The 13,246-nt window shown below is 58.6% G+C and carries 18 protein-coding genes and 3 pseudogenes; 15 read left to right on the top strand and 6 right to left on the bottom strand.

Going from position 1 to position 13,246, the window contains the following annotated elements; all coding sequences use genetic code 11:
• Positions 1-16: 16 nt before the first annotated feature.
• Entirely contained in the window at positions 17-304 is a 288-nt protein-coding gene (locus XI02_RS39460; protein ID WP_145972837.1) for a hypothetical protein, read from the top strand.
• 380 nt (positions 305-684) lie between these two features.
• Here the strand turns inward: XI02_RS39460 and XI02_RS45745 are convergent, their stop codons facing one another.
• A complete protein-coding gene (locus tag XI02_RS45745; protein WP_244980956.1) occupies positions 685-1,101 on the bottom strand; it encodes a hypothetical protein in 417 nt (138 codons plus the stop codon).
• A 55-nt stretch (positions 1,102-1,156) separates the two neighbouring features.
• On the opposite strand from XI02_RS45745, the gene XI02_RS45740 reads away from it, so the two are divergent.
• Entirely contained in the window at positions 1,157-1,525 is a 369-nt protein-coding gene (locus XI02_RS45740) for an ABC transporter ATP-binding protein (protein WP_028342868.1), read from the top strand.
• A gap of 325 nt (positions 1,526-1,850) precedes the next feature.
• Here XI02_RS45740 and XI02_RS46555 read toward each other — a convergent pair whose 3' ends face one another.
• On the bottom strand, positions 1,851-1,976 hold the full coding sequence (locus XI02_RS46555) for a hypothetical protein (RefSeq protein ID WP_371814020.1): 126 nt from the start codon (positions 1,974-1,976) through the stop codon (positions 1,851-1,853).
• Positions 1,977-2,326: 350 nt separating this feature from the next.
• Here XI02_RS46555 and XI02_RS39450 point away from each other — a divergent pair, with 350 nt between their 5' ends.
• Positions 2,327-2,476, top strand: a complete 150-nt coding sequence (locus tag XI02_RS39450; RefSeq protein ID WP_155258665.1) for a hypothetical protein — start codon at positions 2,327-2,329, stop codon at positions 2,474-2,476.
• 5 nt (positions 2,477-2,481) lie between these two features.
• Here the strand turns inward: XI02_RS39450 and XI02_RS39445 are convergent, their stop codons facing one another.
• Positions 2,482-2,625: a hypothetical protein gene (locus tag XI02_RS39445; RefSeq protein WP_155258664.1), complete on the bottom strand. Its 144-nt coding sequence runs from the start codon at positions 2,623-2,625 to the stop codon at positions 2,482-2,484.
• A gap of 1,292 nt (positions 2,626-3,917) precedes the next feature.
• Positions 3,918-4,238 carry a hypothetical protein gene (locus tag XI02_RS39440; RefSeq protein WP_028342865.1) on the bottom strand — a complete coding sequence of 107 codons (321 nt, stop codon included), beginning with the start codon at positions 4,236-4,238 and terminating at the stop codon, positions 3,918-3,920.
• A 530-nt stretch (positions 4,239-4,768) separates the two neighbouring features.
• Between XI02_RS39440 and XI02_RS39435 the strand changes: the two genes are divergently transcribed.
• Positions 4,769-5,134: a hypothetical protein gene (locus XI02_RS39435; RefSeq protein WP_028342864.1), complete on the top strand. Its 366-nt coding sequence runs from the start codon at positions 4,769-4,771 to the stop codon at positions 5,132-5,134.
• Positions 5,135-6,014: 880 nt separating this feature from the next.
• Here the strand turns inward: XI02_RS39435 and XI02_RS39430 are convergent.
• Entirely contained in the window at positions 6,015-6,323 is a 309-nt protein-coding gene (locus XI02_RS39430; protein WP_129964743.1) for a hypothetical protein, read from the bottom strand.
• Positions 6,324-6,777: 454 nt separating this feature from the next.
• The gene (locus tag XI02_RS39425) at positions 6,778-7,044 is read right to left on the bottom strand and encodes a hypothetical protein (protein ID WP_244980957.1); all 267 of its coding nucleotides are present in this window, start codon (positions 7,042-7,044) and stop codon (positions 6,778-6,780) included.
• Between the two features lie 215 nt (positions 7,045-7,259).
• Between XI02_RS39425 and XI02_RS39420 the strand changes: the two genes are divergently transcribed.
• The 11 genes and pseudogenes from XI02_RS39420 to XI02_RS45725 all read left to right on the top strand — a co-directional run.
• On the top strand, positions 7,260-7,478 hold the full coding sequence (locus XI02_RS39420) for a hypothetical protein (RefSeq protein WP_028342862.1): 219 nt from the start codon (positions 7,260-7,262) through the stop codon (positions 7,476-7,478).
• 366 nt (positions 7,479-7,844) lie between these two features.
• Complete coding sequence (locus tag XI02_RS44930; RefSeq protein ID WP_338139840.1) at positions 7,845-8,459, top strand: class I tRNA ligase family protein; 615 nt, start codon at positions 7,845-7,847, stop codon at positions 8,457-8,459.
• Positions 8,460-8,669: 210 nt separating this feature from the next.
• A complete protein-coding gene (locus XI02_RS44925) occupies positions 8,670-8,987 on the top strand; it encodes a class I tRNA ligase family protein (RefSeq protein ID WP_028342860.1) in 318 nt (105 codons plus the stop codon).
• Positions 8,988-9,412: 425 nt separating this feature from the next.
• Positions 9,413-9,763, top strand: coding sequence for a transposase (locus XI02_RS39410; protein ID WP_028342859.1), 351 nt, complete (start codon positions 9,413-9,415; stop codon positions 9,761-9,763).
• Between the two features lie 294 nt (positions 9,764-10,057).
• On the top strand, positions 10,058-10,513 hold the full coding sequence (locus XI02_RS45735; protein WP_334369526.1) for a transposase: 456 nt from the start codon (positions 10,058-10,060) through the stop codon (positions 10,511-10,513).
• Between the two features lie 4 nt (positions 10,514-10,517).
• Entirely contained in the window at positions 10,518-11,297 is a 780-nt protein-coding gene (locus tag XI02_RS45730) for a transposase (protein ID WP_244980958.1), read from the top strand.
• Positions 11,298-11,330: 33 nt separating this feature from the next.
• Complete coding sequence (locus XI02_RS39400) at positions 11,331-11,588, top strand: hypothetical protein (RefSeq protein WP_028342858.1); 258 nt, start codon at positions 11,331-11,333, stop codon at positions 11,586-11,588.
• Positions 11,492-12,170, top strand: a pseudogene (locus XI02_RS39395) (IS30 family transposase); the annotation flags it as partial. The gene XI02_RS39400 and the pseudogene XI02_RS39395, both read left to right, overlap by 97 nt.
• Positions 12,171-12,210: 40 nt before the next feature.
• A pseudogene (locus tag XI02_RS39390) lies at positions 12,211-12,480 on the top strand (integrase core domain-containing protein); the annotation flags it as partial.
• Positions 12,481-12,505: 25 nt separating this feature from the next.
• Complete coding sequence (locus XI02_RS46550; protein WP_129964750.1) at positions 12,506-12,622, top strand: hypothetical protein; 117 nt, start codon at positions 12,506-12,508, stop codon at positions 12,620-12,622.
• Between the two features lie 138 nt (positions 12,623-12,760).
• Positions 12,761-13,050: pseudogene (locus tag XI02_RS45725) on the top strand (CopG family transcriptional regulator); the annotation flags it as partial.
• Positions 13,051-13,246 lie beyond the last annotated feature (196 nt).

Genomic DNA, 13,246 nt, shown 5'->3' with positions numbered 1-13,246 from the left:
GAGCTTTCGCGAACAGTTGAGCCGATTCCGCGCGGAAGACTATCGCGGACGCAAAAAAAAACGGGCGAGTTCGCGGCCTCGATCGGCTTACCTCTCGCTCGGCGTGCGGCGGACAACGCCTGAGGTCTTTCGTCAGCTCTATGCCGATGGCACGCCGGAGAAGATATGGCTCAGTTTGGATGCGAGCGATTTCGAAAATGCGGAATATGCTGATTTCTTAGTTGGTACAGGAGATATTTCGCCGCAACGACTATGGATACGCTCAGCGCGCCTAACTCAGCAGCGCAGCATGTATGCAGGGTAAGACCAATTCCAATGGTTAAGCAGCCGGACCTAGCTAAAAATGGCTGGGGCAAAGAGCGATCATCGTTGTAGACCAAGGGTACTCCGCTGATGGCCGTGCTGGCATCGTAAATCCTGCTCTTCGAAATCACCTCATGCACAAGCCGATCCCGCGGGAGAGGTCGTCTCAGATCGTCTTCGTGGAGTCTTGAGTTGTGCACGCGAACACCTCGGGCGCGATAAGCGGCTCGTCGTTTGCTCCAACAAGGCCCCCGTCGCGTCGCTCGAAGAGATGGAGGATCTCGCCCAAATGATCGCGAGGGGTTGGGTAACGAAACGTGTTCGGAGACGCCCTCAAGGGTCTACGTGGTTAACTTCACGATAGGGCCGTGATCCGAGCTGCTATTTTGCATTGGTAATGCCTATTGATAGAAGAGGACGCCATGGCGACTGCGACGCAAACGTCTCGGGGTCCTTGAAACGCAGCGCGGCGAGACCCTTTCCCGCGTGCAGGGCGAGGCAGACGCGGTTGCCGCCGTCATTGGTGCAGGTAACCCGTATCCTCAGCTTTGCAAAGCGGTTCCGTGATGCCGTTCTGGAATATCGACTGGTGCGCCGGCGCTCAAGGCGAAGCAGGACAAGCTCAATCTGCTGGACCGGTGGTAGACGTTTATCACGCGCGCCGGCCAGAGCTTCGCCGACGCCGAGGCGGCGCTGGCTAACGAGCGGATTGCCGAGATTCAGACCGCCTGCCAGGATCTGTTCGCTCGCTTCGTGCGCGGCTGGCCTGATGTGAAGCCGCCCCTGAGCCGGGCTCAAAACAGCGAAAACGTTGATCTAAAGCTCGCGGACTTTTTCGGCCTTCAGGATCTCAGTGCCCGGGGCTCTCCTATCGGAAAGCTATCGCAACGCTGTTGCGGCCGCGATTTTCCTGGCGGCTGCGACCAAGCATAGTGGCGTTCCGCGCTTCACGGTGCTTGATGACGTGACGTCCAGCTTCGACGCTGGTGACCAGTTCGCGCTGATGGATGCTGTTCGGACATTGCTGCGCTATAGCGCCGTGCCGGACGGGCTTCAGTTCATTTTCTTAAGCCATGACACCAGTCTGGAGAAATACTCCGACAAGCTGAATGGCACCGCGGATTGGCATCATCAGAAGTTACAAGGCATGCCGCCGAAGGGGCGGCTCATGGTATCGGCTCAGGAGGCTGATCGCCTCAAGGCACAGGCGTTGCACACCTGAATGCCGGTCAGATCGATATTGAACTACGACAGCCTTATGCAGCGATTTTTTCCGATCATGCTGGGAGGAGGGGGCCTAGGCCGAGACGTCGAGACACCGCCCGCGGTCGCGGATTACATCAACTGGTTCATGGGTTGAACAAGCTGCGCAAGCTACAAGCCGGCCTCTGTGGCAATCGCGCCATCATGATTGACAAGCGGCTACGGTTCGACGATGAAGCACAGGCATTCCGGCACAATCTGGTTGCTGAGTTTTGTGCATTGGCGTGCGGTTGCGCTCTCGGTCCACGCCAGAGAAACACATCTTCTGGTCATCGCGACGCCGGTTAATCAGGCCCCGAACAATCTTGCCCTGCGCGCGGATGTAACCAACCGTTGTAATTGCCCTTTTGTTTGGTCAGCAACGCCGCGCACGCGCCTCGGAAATCACCATCGTTGATTCTGGCTAACATTGGCGATTTGCACACGGCACTAGTACCAGCGTTGTAGGACCTGGTAAGGAACTGGCCGACTACAGAGAACATGTGCGGCTGAATATCTGAGCAAGGACTCGATGACAAAAATCACGGCAGCCATCAATAGGTTGGGCGATCGACTTGACGGGTTCTTTCTTCAGTTTGTCAAAAGGCCAGATTGAGTCGGCTCTCATCGCCACAGCAAGGGCCCGGTAAATCTTCGTAGACTATCAATCCTGGTAGGTGCGTCGCAATTCGCCTTTCACGATAGTGCCTTATGCAGACTCATTGCGCGATATCGTCACTCGTAAGGAAGCAGAATCATGCCCAGACTTCAGGGGACTTATGTGAACGACAACATCGGAGCGAAGCTGGTAATCTCACAGGCCAATGATGCAAACGGCCAGATTACTGCTGCTTCGATCAGCTATAATGGCCATAACTATCCTGCAACCGGCCACTACACTTCAAGAACAGCGCTGGCCCAACCACGGTAGCGGTTCTAACCGGTTTGAATGATGATATTGGCTATGTCGCCTTGTCCTTGACCGCCGAAAACCAGGAATTCAAACGGCTCAAGAGCTTCGGTGGCCTCGTTGATTTCAATGTCGAAACCATCGGCATCGGTGGCGCCTTCATTCGCCAATAGTGCAATGACTGGGTGTGATCTTAGGATTCGCGCTGCGTTTGGGCTGTGGGGGGCTACTGCCGCGGAACGGATGATCTCGGCTAAACCCTATAGGCGCCGCTCTCTTTCGTCTTTGTAGAAATCGGCCGCGAACGTAGAATCGCCAGGTTCGCGGGCATCGTCGCAGCCGATTTTTCAACGAGCTTATTATTTGGTGATGAGCGAAACCTCAGACGGCTGGACGCGCGAGCAGGATGAGATCTTCTGGCATTTGGTAAGGAAGCAAACTCCAGAGGAAGTCATCGCGGCGGAACTGAACAAAAACTGTCAGGATCTCAGACGTCGCGGTTACGCGCTGGGTCTGCCAACGAAATGGTTTAAATCCGCTAAGAGAACGACTGCCCCCCCGGTGCCAGAGACCGGGGAGGGTCGCCAGCCCCGTATAGCGGAGAGATTTCCCAAAGCCGACCGCCCCGTTGAACCGATCCAGTTTTCGCGGCCCAATGATGCAATGACCGTTGGGTCTCGCGTGATAGTGGCGTACTCGACAGGTTCAAAGTTAAAATGGCGGCGCGGCCTCATCGTCGGTCTTGGTACGACCAGGACAAGGGTGCGCGTCCTCTTGGACGGAAACATGCGCCCGATGACACTCCACGTTTGCCTTTTGGAGGTGGAGGAGGCGCAACGTTCATAGCCAGCGCCGCGCAGCCAGATGATGTCGGTACCCGGATAGTAACGCCGCCCGCGCTTAACATATATGTGGACGGCGCTGTCTCTATCCGCAGGAGGGATGACAAAATCCTGACCTGCGTGACGTATGGAGCGGAGCTTCCGTCTTCGCTATCCGTATGATTCCGGAAAAGAACCCCAATGAGCTGTGGAGGCGGCTCGGTGCGCGGGCTGGATCGGCGGCTGGCTGCCTAGCCGTGCGCGCTGGCGGCCAGGGTGACGCACCCAACTACGAACAAAACCAACGAGCTCACAATCGCGATGAGTCCGGCCCGCATATACAGATCTGATGTTCGAATATGGCGTGACTGTAGAGTGTTCTCCCGTTCGCTCTTGTCAACGTATCTTGTGGAAATGAAGGCCAGAACCCACGTGCTAACAGCGGCGACTGTCCCTAGCGCCCAAAGAAGCATCGAGCACCTGGCGCCGGCTGTGATTGCGGGCTTGTTCATCTCAACTAGTTTTGCTGACTGCGTCAGGAGAGCAGCAGCCGCGCCAGCGTTTATGAGAATGCAGGCTTTGATAGCACCTTGTGCATATTCTTGGGAGATTTCCCGATAGTCGGCCATTGTATATCGCTGTCAATTCTCTACCGCGTCCACCCGCATGTCGCCGTAATCTTCTTGCATCGGCCGCTCGCCGTCGAAATCCGGATGAGCGAGGAGGGCGCCATTGCCAAATAGCACCATGCCGCCAATCCAGACGAGGCAGGTGGCAGTCGAATGAGCTGACGTTTCGACGCCCATATTGCCGGTGAGGCCGAACAACGTGCTCGCGTTGAACAGTAGGCCGGGGATTCCCCAGAGCCAGAATAGCACTGCTAGGATTCCCCTGAAAGCGCCGTAGCGGCTTGTGAGCGGGAAGGTGTGTTCCCAACTCTCGTTGCGTTTAAATAGCCCCATTGAAATCCCCTAAAACCAAACGCAACGTTAGATCGTGGGTACCGTGCGCGACAACTAGTCTTTGGGCTCGTGCATGTTTTCGCCCCAGCATTCCAAGTTCCGTACGGTCCGCGCCGGGACCTGAAACTGGACCTCCGATACACTGTCGCAGGAAGTATGGAGTGCAGTGATCGCGAATGAGCTTGATGATTTGGGTGGTCGGATCGCTGAGATTGAAATCGACGAGTTGGTTGCGATCATAGTTGATCAAGTCGACGACGAGATCACAGTCCAGATCGCGAGCTTTGTGGGCGTTGATTTTCAGGGGACGGGCCGTTGCCGCAGAGGACGCGGCGAAGTTCGGAGCGTCAGTCGCGACGTAGTGGCGGATAGGTGCGAGCCTATTCCTTAGTGTGAAGCTCCTGCATAAAACATGCAGCTCGAATACGAGCCCGCTCTAGTGTGGCCTCTTTCTTCTTCAGAATCTCAAGCTCAGATTCTAGCCGTTCGAAGGTCGGCAAATAAGCTCTCCCTCTCTGCCCGCGCGGTGCATGTTCGACGCGCCTGCTGCGGGCTGGCGCGAGCTAAGCAGGAAAGCTCTGCTGCTACTCGATGAGCTGCCGTACGAGCCTGAATGGCTCGATAGGATCTATGATCGCCTATTCGAGGACAGCGCGCGCCTGAAGCTGGCCGAGACAGCAGACGGCCGGACTTTCGAAACGTTGAAGGAGGCGGAAGACTTCCTGGCTGACATCGGATTCCACCTGGTGCCTGACAGCTGCGATTGGCGGATTGCAGCTGGTGATGACGCGGATTGCTACGCTGTCGAAGGTGGTGGATACAGCGTCAAGATCGGGGCGGCCGAATCTACAGCGCGCGCCTGTCGTGCTGAGGCGCTCGCGCAGGCGGCTGAATAGCCGGAAGCTGATCAAGAAAAACGGGGCCTGTACATATCGTGCAGGCCCGTTTTCGACTTTAGGCGCGGCATCGCCGGCCAGTAACAAGGCTGGTTTCCAAGCCTCGGATTATATATCGTGATGCGTGGTGATATCTAGTGCCTGCCGTAGCCGTGTATGGTACCAGCGCCGTTGGATCACCGTCCGAAGCTGCTAAGGTCGTAGCAAGACCAGGCCCGAGACCTGGCGCTGGGAATAGCTTTGCTCGCGGCTGCTGCCATACCGGCAACATTGCAGTCTGACATCGTCGCCATGTAACCTTCAAGGATTGTGTGCTGCAAGTAGGCAGCGACACCTAATACGCGCGATGAACTCCGTTTTCGGGTAGTGTCGTGGCAGACATAGGACGCAGAATAACCGGGCTTCAAAGTCGCGGCCTTGATTGCCGACTCTCCAATCCTCCGACACTCATCTAAGGTCTCTGACGGCCGAGCGACGATGTGGATGGTGGCTAAAATGCTGAGGTGCGTCGAAGCGACAATGATGATGAGCGGTGACATGTCGGCTGACCTCGAAATCGTTACTGGGTAATTCCATTAAGCGCATCAAGCCATCGAAGATTGTTGGAGCCGGCCATTGTGCTGGCCCTTCGTTCTTGGCCGATCTCTTTGCCGTTCTGACCCGATCACTCGCGCCTTCTCTGTCGGTCCGCACATACAGCCGCCGCCATGATGCGCAAGCCGTAATAACGATAGACACAGCCGCCTCTGCGATGAGAATGCTATGGCCTCGAGAAGCTGGGGTGATGCTCATGAGCGTCTTTCCTTATGTGCCGCGTCGGAGATGATCTTAAGCAACCTAAAGGGCGTAAGCGGGTCTTTGCGGATGAGTTCTGTGCTCGTCACTGTAAACTCTTCGGGGCCCCGCGCTCGCCGATGGCCACGCGAAGTGTGGCGAGCTTCTCGGGGTCGGCAGAGCGAATAGCTGCTTCGAAGACAGGCATGAATTTGAGCCTGTCCATTGCAACAGCTTCGTTAGCGATCGTGAGCGGGCGGCCTCGAAGTGCCCTTCCGCTTGGAGGCCGTCTGGGTGGAGGCCTAGTCACTTCGAGTTTTGCAATCGCGGCAAGCACGACGCTCGTTGCGACCTTTCCTTGAGACCACTGTGTGAGGGCCTCAATGGCGTTCTCCGATGCCTCTTCACGGGTCATGGCATGACTTCCGCGAAATTATGGAAAAAACTTGCGGGCAGCTGGAGGAGCCACCCGCGCGAGTTGCGCCAACAAAGAGGCCCGGCCATCTCAGGGGGGGGGGGGCGCGCGAAGTTATGAGTAGCCAAGCCGATAAGCCTCTCAGCAACTTGCGTGCCATTCACAATGCAGGACACGCGGAACAGTGCACGGCACATGAAAGGCGTGCGGGCGGCTGCTGACGGACCGCCCGCACGAGTTGCGATGCGAGTGGCTTGGCCCTCCAGAGGGGCAATCATAAGCGACCAAGCCGTACACGGCTCAGCAATCCACGTGCCAGACTGTCACGTGTCGCAGAAAGCAAACGGAGCGCTTTTACACCTTGTACAGGCTGACCATCCGAACCTTGATGGCGGCTTTCGGACCACAGTGTCAGGAACCGAACGCGGCTGAACGAAATCAGACGTGCCCGTCCTTAGTGGCGCCGGGATCTCGTGATGATTGGATCGATCGCGTCATCGTGTATGACTATGAGCTCGCCGGGCTCCACGCCGAGACTTTGCAACATCCCAGCTTCGAGAGGGCAGTTCAGCATTGCAGCCTTGACGCCGCTGTCGCTAATCGTCAGCTTCACGGCTTCAGCCGGATCCGCGACCGCAACGGCGTAAGTTACATGCCTGAATTCTTCGTCATCGTCGCTATCTTCCTTGATGATGGCGACCGTCACCAACCAACCGTCCATCTTGCTGCGCTCCGGAAGCCATCGTCTGTGAGCCACCGATCCACGATGAGCCAGCAATTTCGGGGCCATCGGATATGCTGCCATAAACCCAGCGCGGCTGGTGCGATCGTTGCTGGGATTGGCGGGCTGCCGTATGCGAACAGCGCGCCGATGCGGCGGTGAATTAGGACATTGACGTAGCGCGTTACGGCAGGTTTGATGATTGATCAATTTGGATGACCATGACAGTTGCAGAGAAGATCGTCCGCGCCGTCCGCGAACAACCAGGTTTGACAGAACGCGAACTCGCCGACCGTCTCTTCGGGGAGAACGCAGCAATTCAGCGCGTCAATCCGACATGCCGGAAGCTGGTAGAACAGGCCCTGTTGGTGCGCCAAGGAAAGGGATGGAGCGACGATCCGTTCAGGTATCGCCCGGCGAAGCGCGAACGCTAGCGGCTGCAGCCCAGTGGCAACTCCAACTCTTACGCGGAGGCGATCCATCGAGCCGTGCAGAGTGTACGATAAGCTGCTCGTGCGAATGCTTTCAACGCCCCGCGACCGCGTTTGTGTCGATGCGTGACGTCAATTCGGCTGGCGGGCGAACCCGCCGCTCTGCGCCGGAGTTGATCCAGAGAATGGAGTCGGGCTTGTTCGGAAGAAGCGGCCAGATTCGAGGACGGGCAACCGCGCTGATTGGCGTTGGGGTGTTCCAGTCCGCTGCCGCCGAACAGGCCTGAACCGTCTTGTCAGGACCTCGGTCTGCTGCGTGGAGCCGAGAAAATTCGCCACATGGTGCCCCACGGGGACCGTTCGGGTGTCGTGGTCGAGCCTTTTCTGACCGACCAGTGGTTCGTGAACGCCGAAGTGCTGGCGCAGCCTGCAATCAAGGCCGTGGTTGAGGGCGATACGGTCTTCCTGCCCAAGCAGTGGGAAACGACCAACCTCGACTGGATGCGCAACATTCAGCCCTGGACCATTTCGCGTCAGCTCTGGTGGGGTCATCGCAACCCGGCCTGGTTCGGCCCGGATGGCACCATCTTTGTCGAGGAGACCGACGAGAAAGCGAAGGCTCAGGCCCGGTTACACTATGGCCACGACGAGCCGCTGACTCAGGACGAGGACGTGCTCGACACCTGGTTCTCCTCGGCGCTGTGGCCATTCTCGACCCTCGGCTGGCCCGAGCAAACAACCGATCTTGAGCGCTTCTATCCAACGGACACTCTCATCACAGGTTTCGATATTATTCCGTTCTGGGCCGCTCGGATGATGATGCAGGGCCTGCAGCTGACGGGCGAGGGTCCGTTCAGGCGAGTGTTCATCAATGCCCTGGTGCGTGATACGAGCGGCGCGAAGATGTCGAAGTCCAAGGGGAACGTCTTAGACCCTCTCGCGCTCTCGATGAGCTCTGAGCCGACGCCCTGTGCTTCACGCTGACCGCCATGTCGGGCGCCGCACGCGATATCAAGCTCTCGCGGCAGCGCGTTGAAGGCTATCGCAATCTCGGTACCAAGCTCTGAAATGCCTCGCGTTTCGCCCAGTTGAACGGCTGCGCGCGACAAGCGGGATTTTCGCCGGTTCGGGCGACGATGCCGCTGAACCGCTGGATTATTGGCGAGACGGTCCGTACGGCGAAAACCGTGACCCGTGGCATTGGCGGAGTGCGGCTTCGGTGAAGCTGCGGAGACGCTCTACCGCTTCATTTTAAACTTGTTCTACGATTGGTACATCGAACTGATCAAGCCGAGGCTGAACGGTGCCGACATTGCGGCGCACAACGAGACCCGCGCGGTCACCGCGTGGGCGTTGGACGTCACCTTCAAACTGCTGCACCCGGTCATGCCATTCCTGACTGAAAAGCTTTGGGCCCAGACGAGCGATTGGCGCATCACGCGAGCACCAGGGCTTCCCCATGACCGCGTCCTGGCCACAGTTCGCGGAGAGCCTGATCGATCCGGCCGCTGATGGGGAAATCAGGCTGATCATTGATGCCATCTCCGAAGGCCGGTCGGTTCGACAAGAGCTGAATGTTCCTCCCTCAGCGCGCCCACCGCTTCTGGTGGTCGAGGCCTCCGAGACGCAGCGCAAGGCGTTGAAGGTCAGCGCGCCGCTTATCGCGCATCTGCTCCACATCTCTGATGTACGGTTCGTCAGTGCGGTGCCCGCAGGCGCGATCTCCTATGTGATCGCCGGCGCTACGCTGGCATTCCCGGTCGCAGAATTCATAGAGCTGACGGCCGAGCGCACGCGCCTCGCTAGGGAACTCGCTAGCCTTGACGTAGAGGCCGACAGACTTTCTAGGAAGCTCGGCAATGCGGACTTTGTCGCGCGTGAACCTCCTCCGAATGAGTGGACACCTGTAGTAGGCTCATTGAGCCCGGAGGTGTCGAATGGAACGTCAACGTCGGTCGTTTACCGAGGAGTACAAGCGCCAGGCCGTCGAGCTGGTGGTGTCGAGCCTTCGCTCGGTCACGTCGGTTCCCAAGGAGCTCGGTCTGCGCGACTCGGTGCTGCGGCGCTGGGTCGACAAGTTCCGGCAGGAGCCGGCATCGGCGGCGTGGCGCCTCACCACGCAGGCGACGTCGATGTCGGCGGACCAGGCTTCGGACATCGCCCGGTTGCGCCAGGAGAACGAACGTCTGCGCATGGAGCGCGATATTCTAAAGAACTGGTCCAGTACAGTGGCACGCCTGTGCGGCGTAGAAACAGCCTTGTGCTACCCTCGGCGGCTGGGAGGGTAGCGGCCGTTCAATTATTGGAGGCACAATCCCCGTTAAAAAACATGTCCATGGGGGCATGCGAACTTGAGAGCGGTGACGTCGCCCTGGCGACGATCCCGATTAGGAAGATGACGATAGGAAGATGACGATTGGCATAGCCCAAACCCTCCTGCTCATCATTGAATGGAGGATTGCCATGCTCAAGAAGAGGACGGCCGGCGACCGCCCAGAAGTTAGGCGAGTCAACGTCGCGGCCGCCGCCATCGACATCGGATAAAAGATGCACATGGCTGCGGTGAACCCGCTTGCACTGACGTGCCTGTGCGCTCTTTCGGCACATTCACGCGAGACCTGCATGAGCTGGCGGACTGGTTCAAAACGTGCGGCGTGACGGGTGTCGCAATGGAATCCACCGGGGTCTATTGGATCCCGGTCTACGAGATCCTGCAGCAGCGCGGGTTTGAGGTGATTCTGGTCAATGCGCGGTACGCCAAGAACGTGCCCGGGCGCAAGACCGATGTCAGCGATGCCGCGTGGTTGCGCCAGCTTCACTCCTATGGCCTGTTACGCGGCAGCTTCCGACCTGATGCCGAGATCGCAACCCTGCGCGCGTATCTACGCCAACGGGAGCGGCTGGTGGAATATGCCGTCGCCCATATCCAGCGTATGCAGAAGGCCCTGATGGAGATGAATCTGCAGCTCCATCATGTGGTCACCGATATCACGGGCGCAACCGGCATGCGGATTATCCGAGCGATTGCGGAATCCTGACGTCTTGGCAACCTATCGGGACGTGCGATGCCATTCATCCATCGCGACGATCCGTGCGGCACTGGTGGGCAACGACCGGCACGAACATGTCTTCGCGCTGACCCAGTCGCTGGAACTTTACGACGTCTACCAGGCGAAGATGCTGGACTGCGACCGCAAGCTCGAGGTCCTGATCGCGGCACTGAACAATAAAGGCGCGAAGCCGACCGGAAAGCTATCCAAGCCACGTATCAAGACCAAACAGGTCAACGCGCCTACCTTCGATGTCAGGACCGCACTGTACAGCGTGCTCGGCGTCGATCTGACTGAGATCCATGGGCGGGGTCCATCACTGGCATTGAAGCTCGTCGGTGAGTGTGGCACCGATGTGCGAGCATGGCCGAGCGCTAAGCACTTTACCCCCTGGCAGTGCCTTGCGCCAGGCAACAAAATCTCTGGCGGCAAGGTGTTGTCCTCGCGCACACGGAGATCGTCCAGTCGGGCAGCCGCACTGTTGCGGTTGGCAGCAACAACCGTCGGGCGGAGCGATACGGCGCTCGGTGAATTCTATCGCCGACTATCCTCACGTGCGGGTAAGTCAAAGGCGGTGACAGCGACCGCCCGCAAGATCGCCGTTTTATTCTACAACACCCTCCGGCACGGTATGCACTACAGAGACCCCGGCGCGGATCACTATGAGCAGCAATATCGCGGTCGTGTCCTCGCTAACCGTCAGCGCCGAGCCAAATATCTCGGCTTCGTGTTACAGCCCATTCCGGGCGACCCCGATCCGGCTGTTTCTTAGGAAGTCGATCGCGATCTTTGCCGGAACCCGGACATGAGCTTCCGCTTCATTGAAGACCACCGCGATGCCTTTCCGGTACGGCTGATGTGCGCCGTGCTCGAGGTCTCACCGGCCGGCTACTACGCCTGGCGCGATCGCCCCGTGAGCGAGCGGACAAAATCCAATGCCACGCTCCTGGCTGCGATCCAGCAAGTCCATCAAGCAGCAGCGGCCGCTACGGCAGTCCCCGCGTCCATGCCGTCCTGCACAGGCAGGGCCGTGGCGCCAGCCGCGGCCGGATCGAGCGGATGATGCGTCGGCACGGCATCCGCGCCATCATGGCACCGCCGCGCCGTGTGCGCACCACCGACAGCCGTCACGACCTGCCGGGACATTGGGAGGGAAACCTCATCCTCGGTCTTGGCAGCTCGGCGATCGGCACGTTGGTCGAACGCACCACGCGCTTCACAATGCTATTGCACCTTCCCCGGTTAGCGGGGCATGGCGGAAGCTCCGCGCAAGAAGAACGGAGCTGCGCTTGCGGGACACGGGGCGGAAGCCGTGCGTGACGCGATCTCGCGCACCATCATCACTTTGCCGGAAGAGCTACGTCGCACGCTGACTTGGGATCAAGGAGCCGAAATGGCTCAGCACGACCGCCTCAAGTTCGATGCGGGCATCCAAGTCTACTTCTGCGACCCGCAAAGCCCTTGGCAGCGCGGCATTACCGAAAACACCAACGGGTTGCTACGGCAGTACTTTCCGAAAGGCACAGACCTGAGCATCCACAGCGCCGACGAGATATCCGCTGTAGCAGCGGCCCTCGACGCCCGACCGAGAAAGATACTGGGCTGGAAAACGCCGGCAGAAGCGCTTGACGAATTTCTGTCATGAATGAAAACAATTGGTGTTGCGACGACCGTTTGAATCCGTCCAGTATGCCTCACACGCCTATCGCAACGCTCTCACCGGCGCCGGCATCACCACATCGATGAACCGCAAGGCCGATTGCTACGACAATGCCCCGATGGAGAGCTTCTTCCATACCTTGAAGACCGAGCTCGTTCATCATCGCAACTACAAGAGCCGCGCCGAAGCCCAACGCGATATCTTCGCCTTCATCGAGGGCTTCTACAACCGAACAAGGCTCCATTCCGCCGTGGGATACATCGCCCCGATCAAGATGGAGCTAAAGGCCGCCTAAACCAGTCCACTTTTATCGGGCGAAGATCACTCGAGCCCCCGAACAGGTCGTTGAGGATACGCGCGAACGTCTCGCTGAAACCGAAGGCGCCAAAAACAAGCTTGAGGCCGCGCTCGCCCGCCTGCTGGACGTCATCCGGTGATTGTGGGCAAGTCATCCCGCGCGCAGGGAACGACGATGCCGAGAGAGCTGCAACGGACCGCTAGACAGAGCAAGCGATTCCGCAACGCCTCCGGCGCGTGCAGGTGTGGTGCCGAGTGCAAATGATTGCGCGCCATTTGCCGAAATCGGTCAGCACAAACGTTCGATGTCGCTCATCGCGGAAGCCGCCATCGCCAAGCGCCTCGACCAAATCGACCGCCGGATCGCCCACCTATCGGGATCTCGGTCGAAACCATCGCTCTCTTCATCCGCTTCTGGCTCACCACGACACCGCCACTTCCCGAACCGGTCGCCAAGGCCCCGAGGGCACAAGCCGGAGCGTGTTATGATAACTTCGTCGCCGCTCTGGGCCGCTGGCAGGAAATCCCGGAGGATTTTCAGCGGACTAGCTCGATTCAGGGTGACTAGCCGCGCATCCTGACCGAAGTCTGCAGGAGCCTTGCGTGGTACCGCGCAAAAGATCCATCAATACGTAGTAAAGAGCGAATATGAAGTGGTTCGTTTTCACGGCTAAGAGAATCTGCTCGGGGTTCTCCTTATAGTTTAGGAAGGATATTCGCCGAAGAGTGCCGTGATCCGCCGACCCACGCATGACCGGACACCG

This window comes from Bradyrhizobium sp. CCBAU 21365 (genome assembly GCF_015291305.1).
Classification (GTDB): Bacteria; Pseudomonadota; Alphaproteobacteria; order Rhizobiales; family Xanthobacteraceae; genus Bradyrhizobium; species Bradyrhizobium elkanii.
The sequence above is the reverse complement of the archived record's forward strand: the minus strand, read 5'-3'. Positions and strand labels throughout refer to the sequence as shown.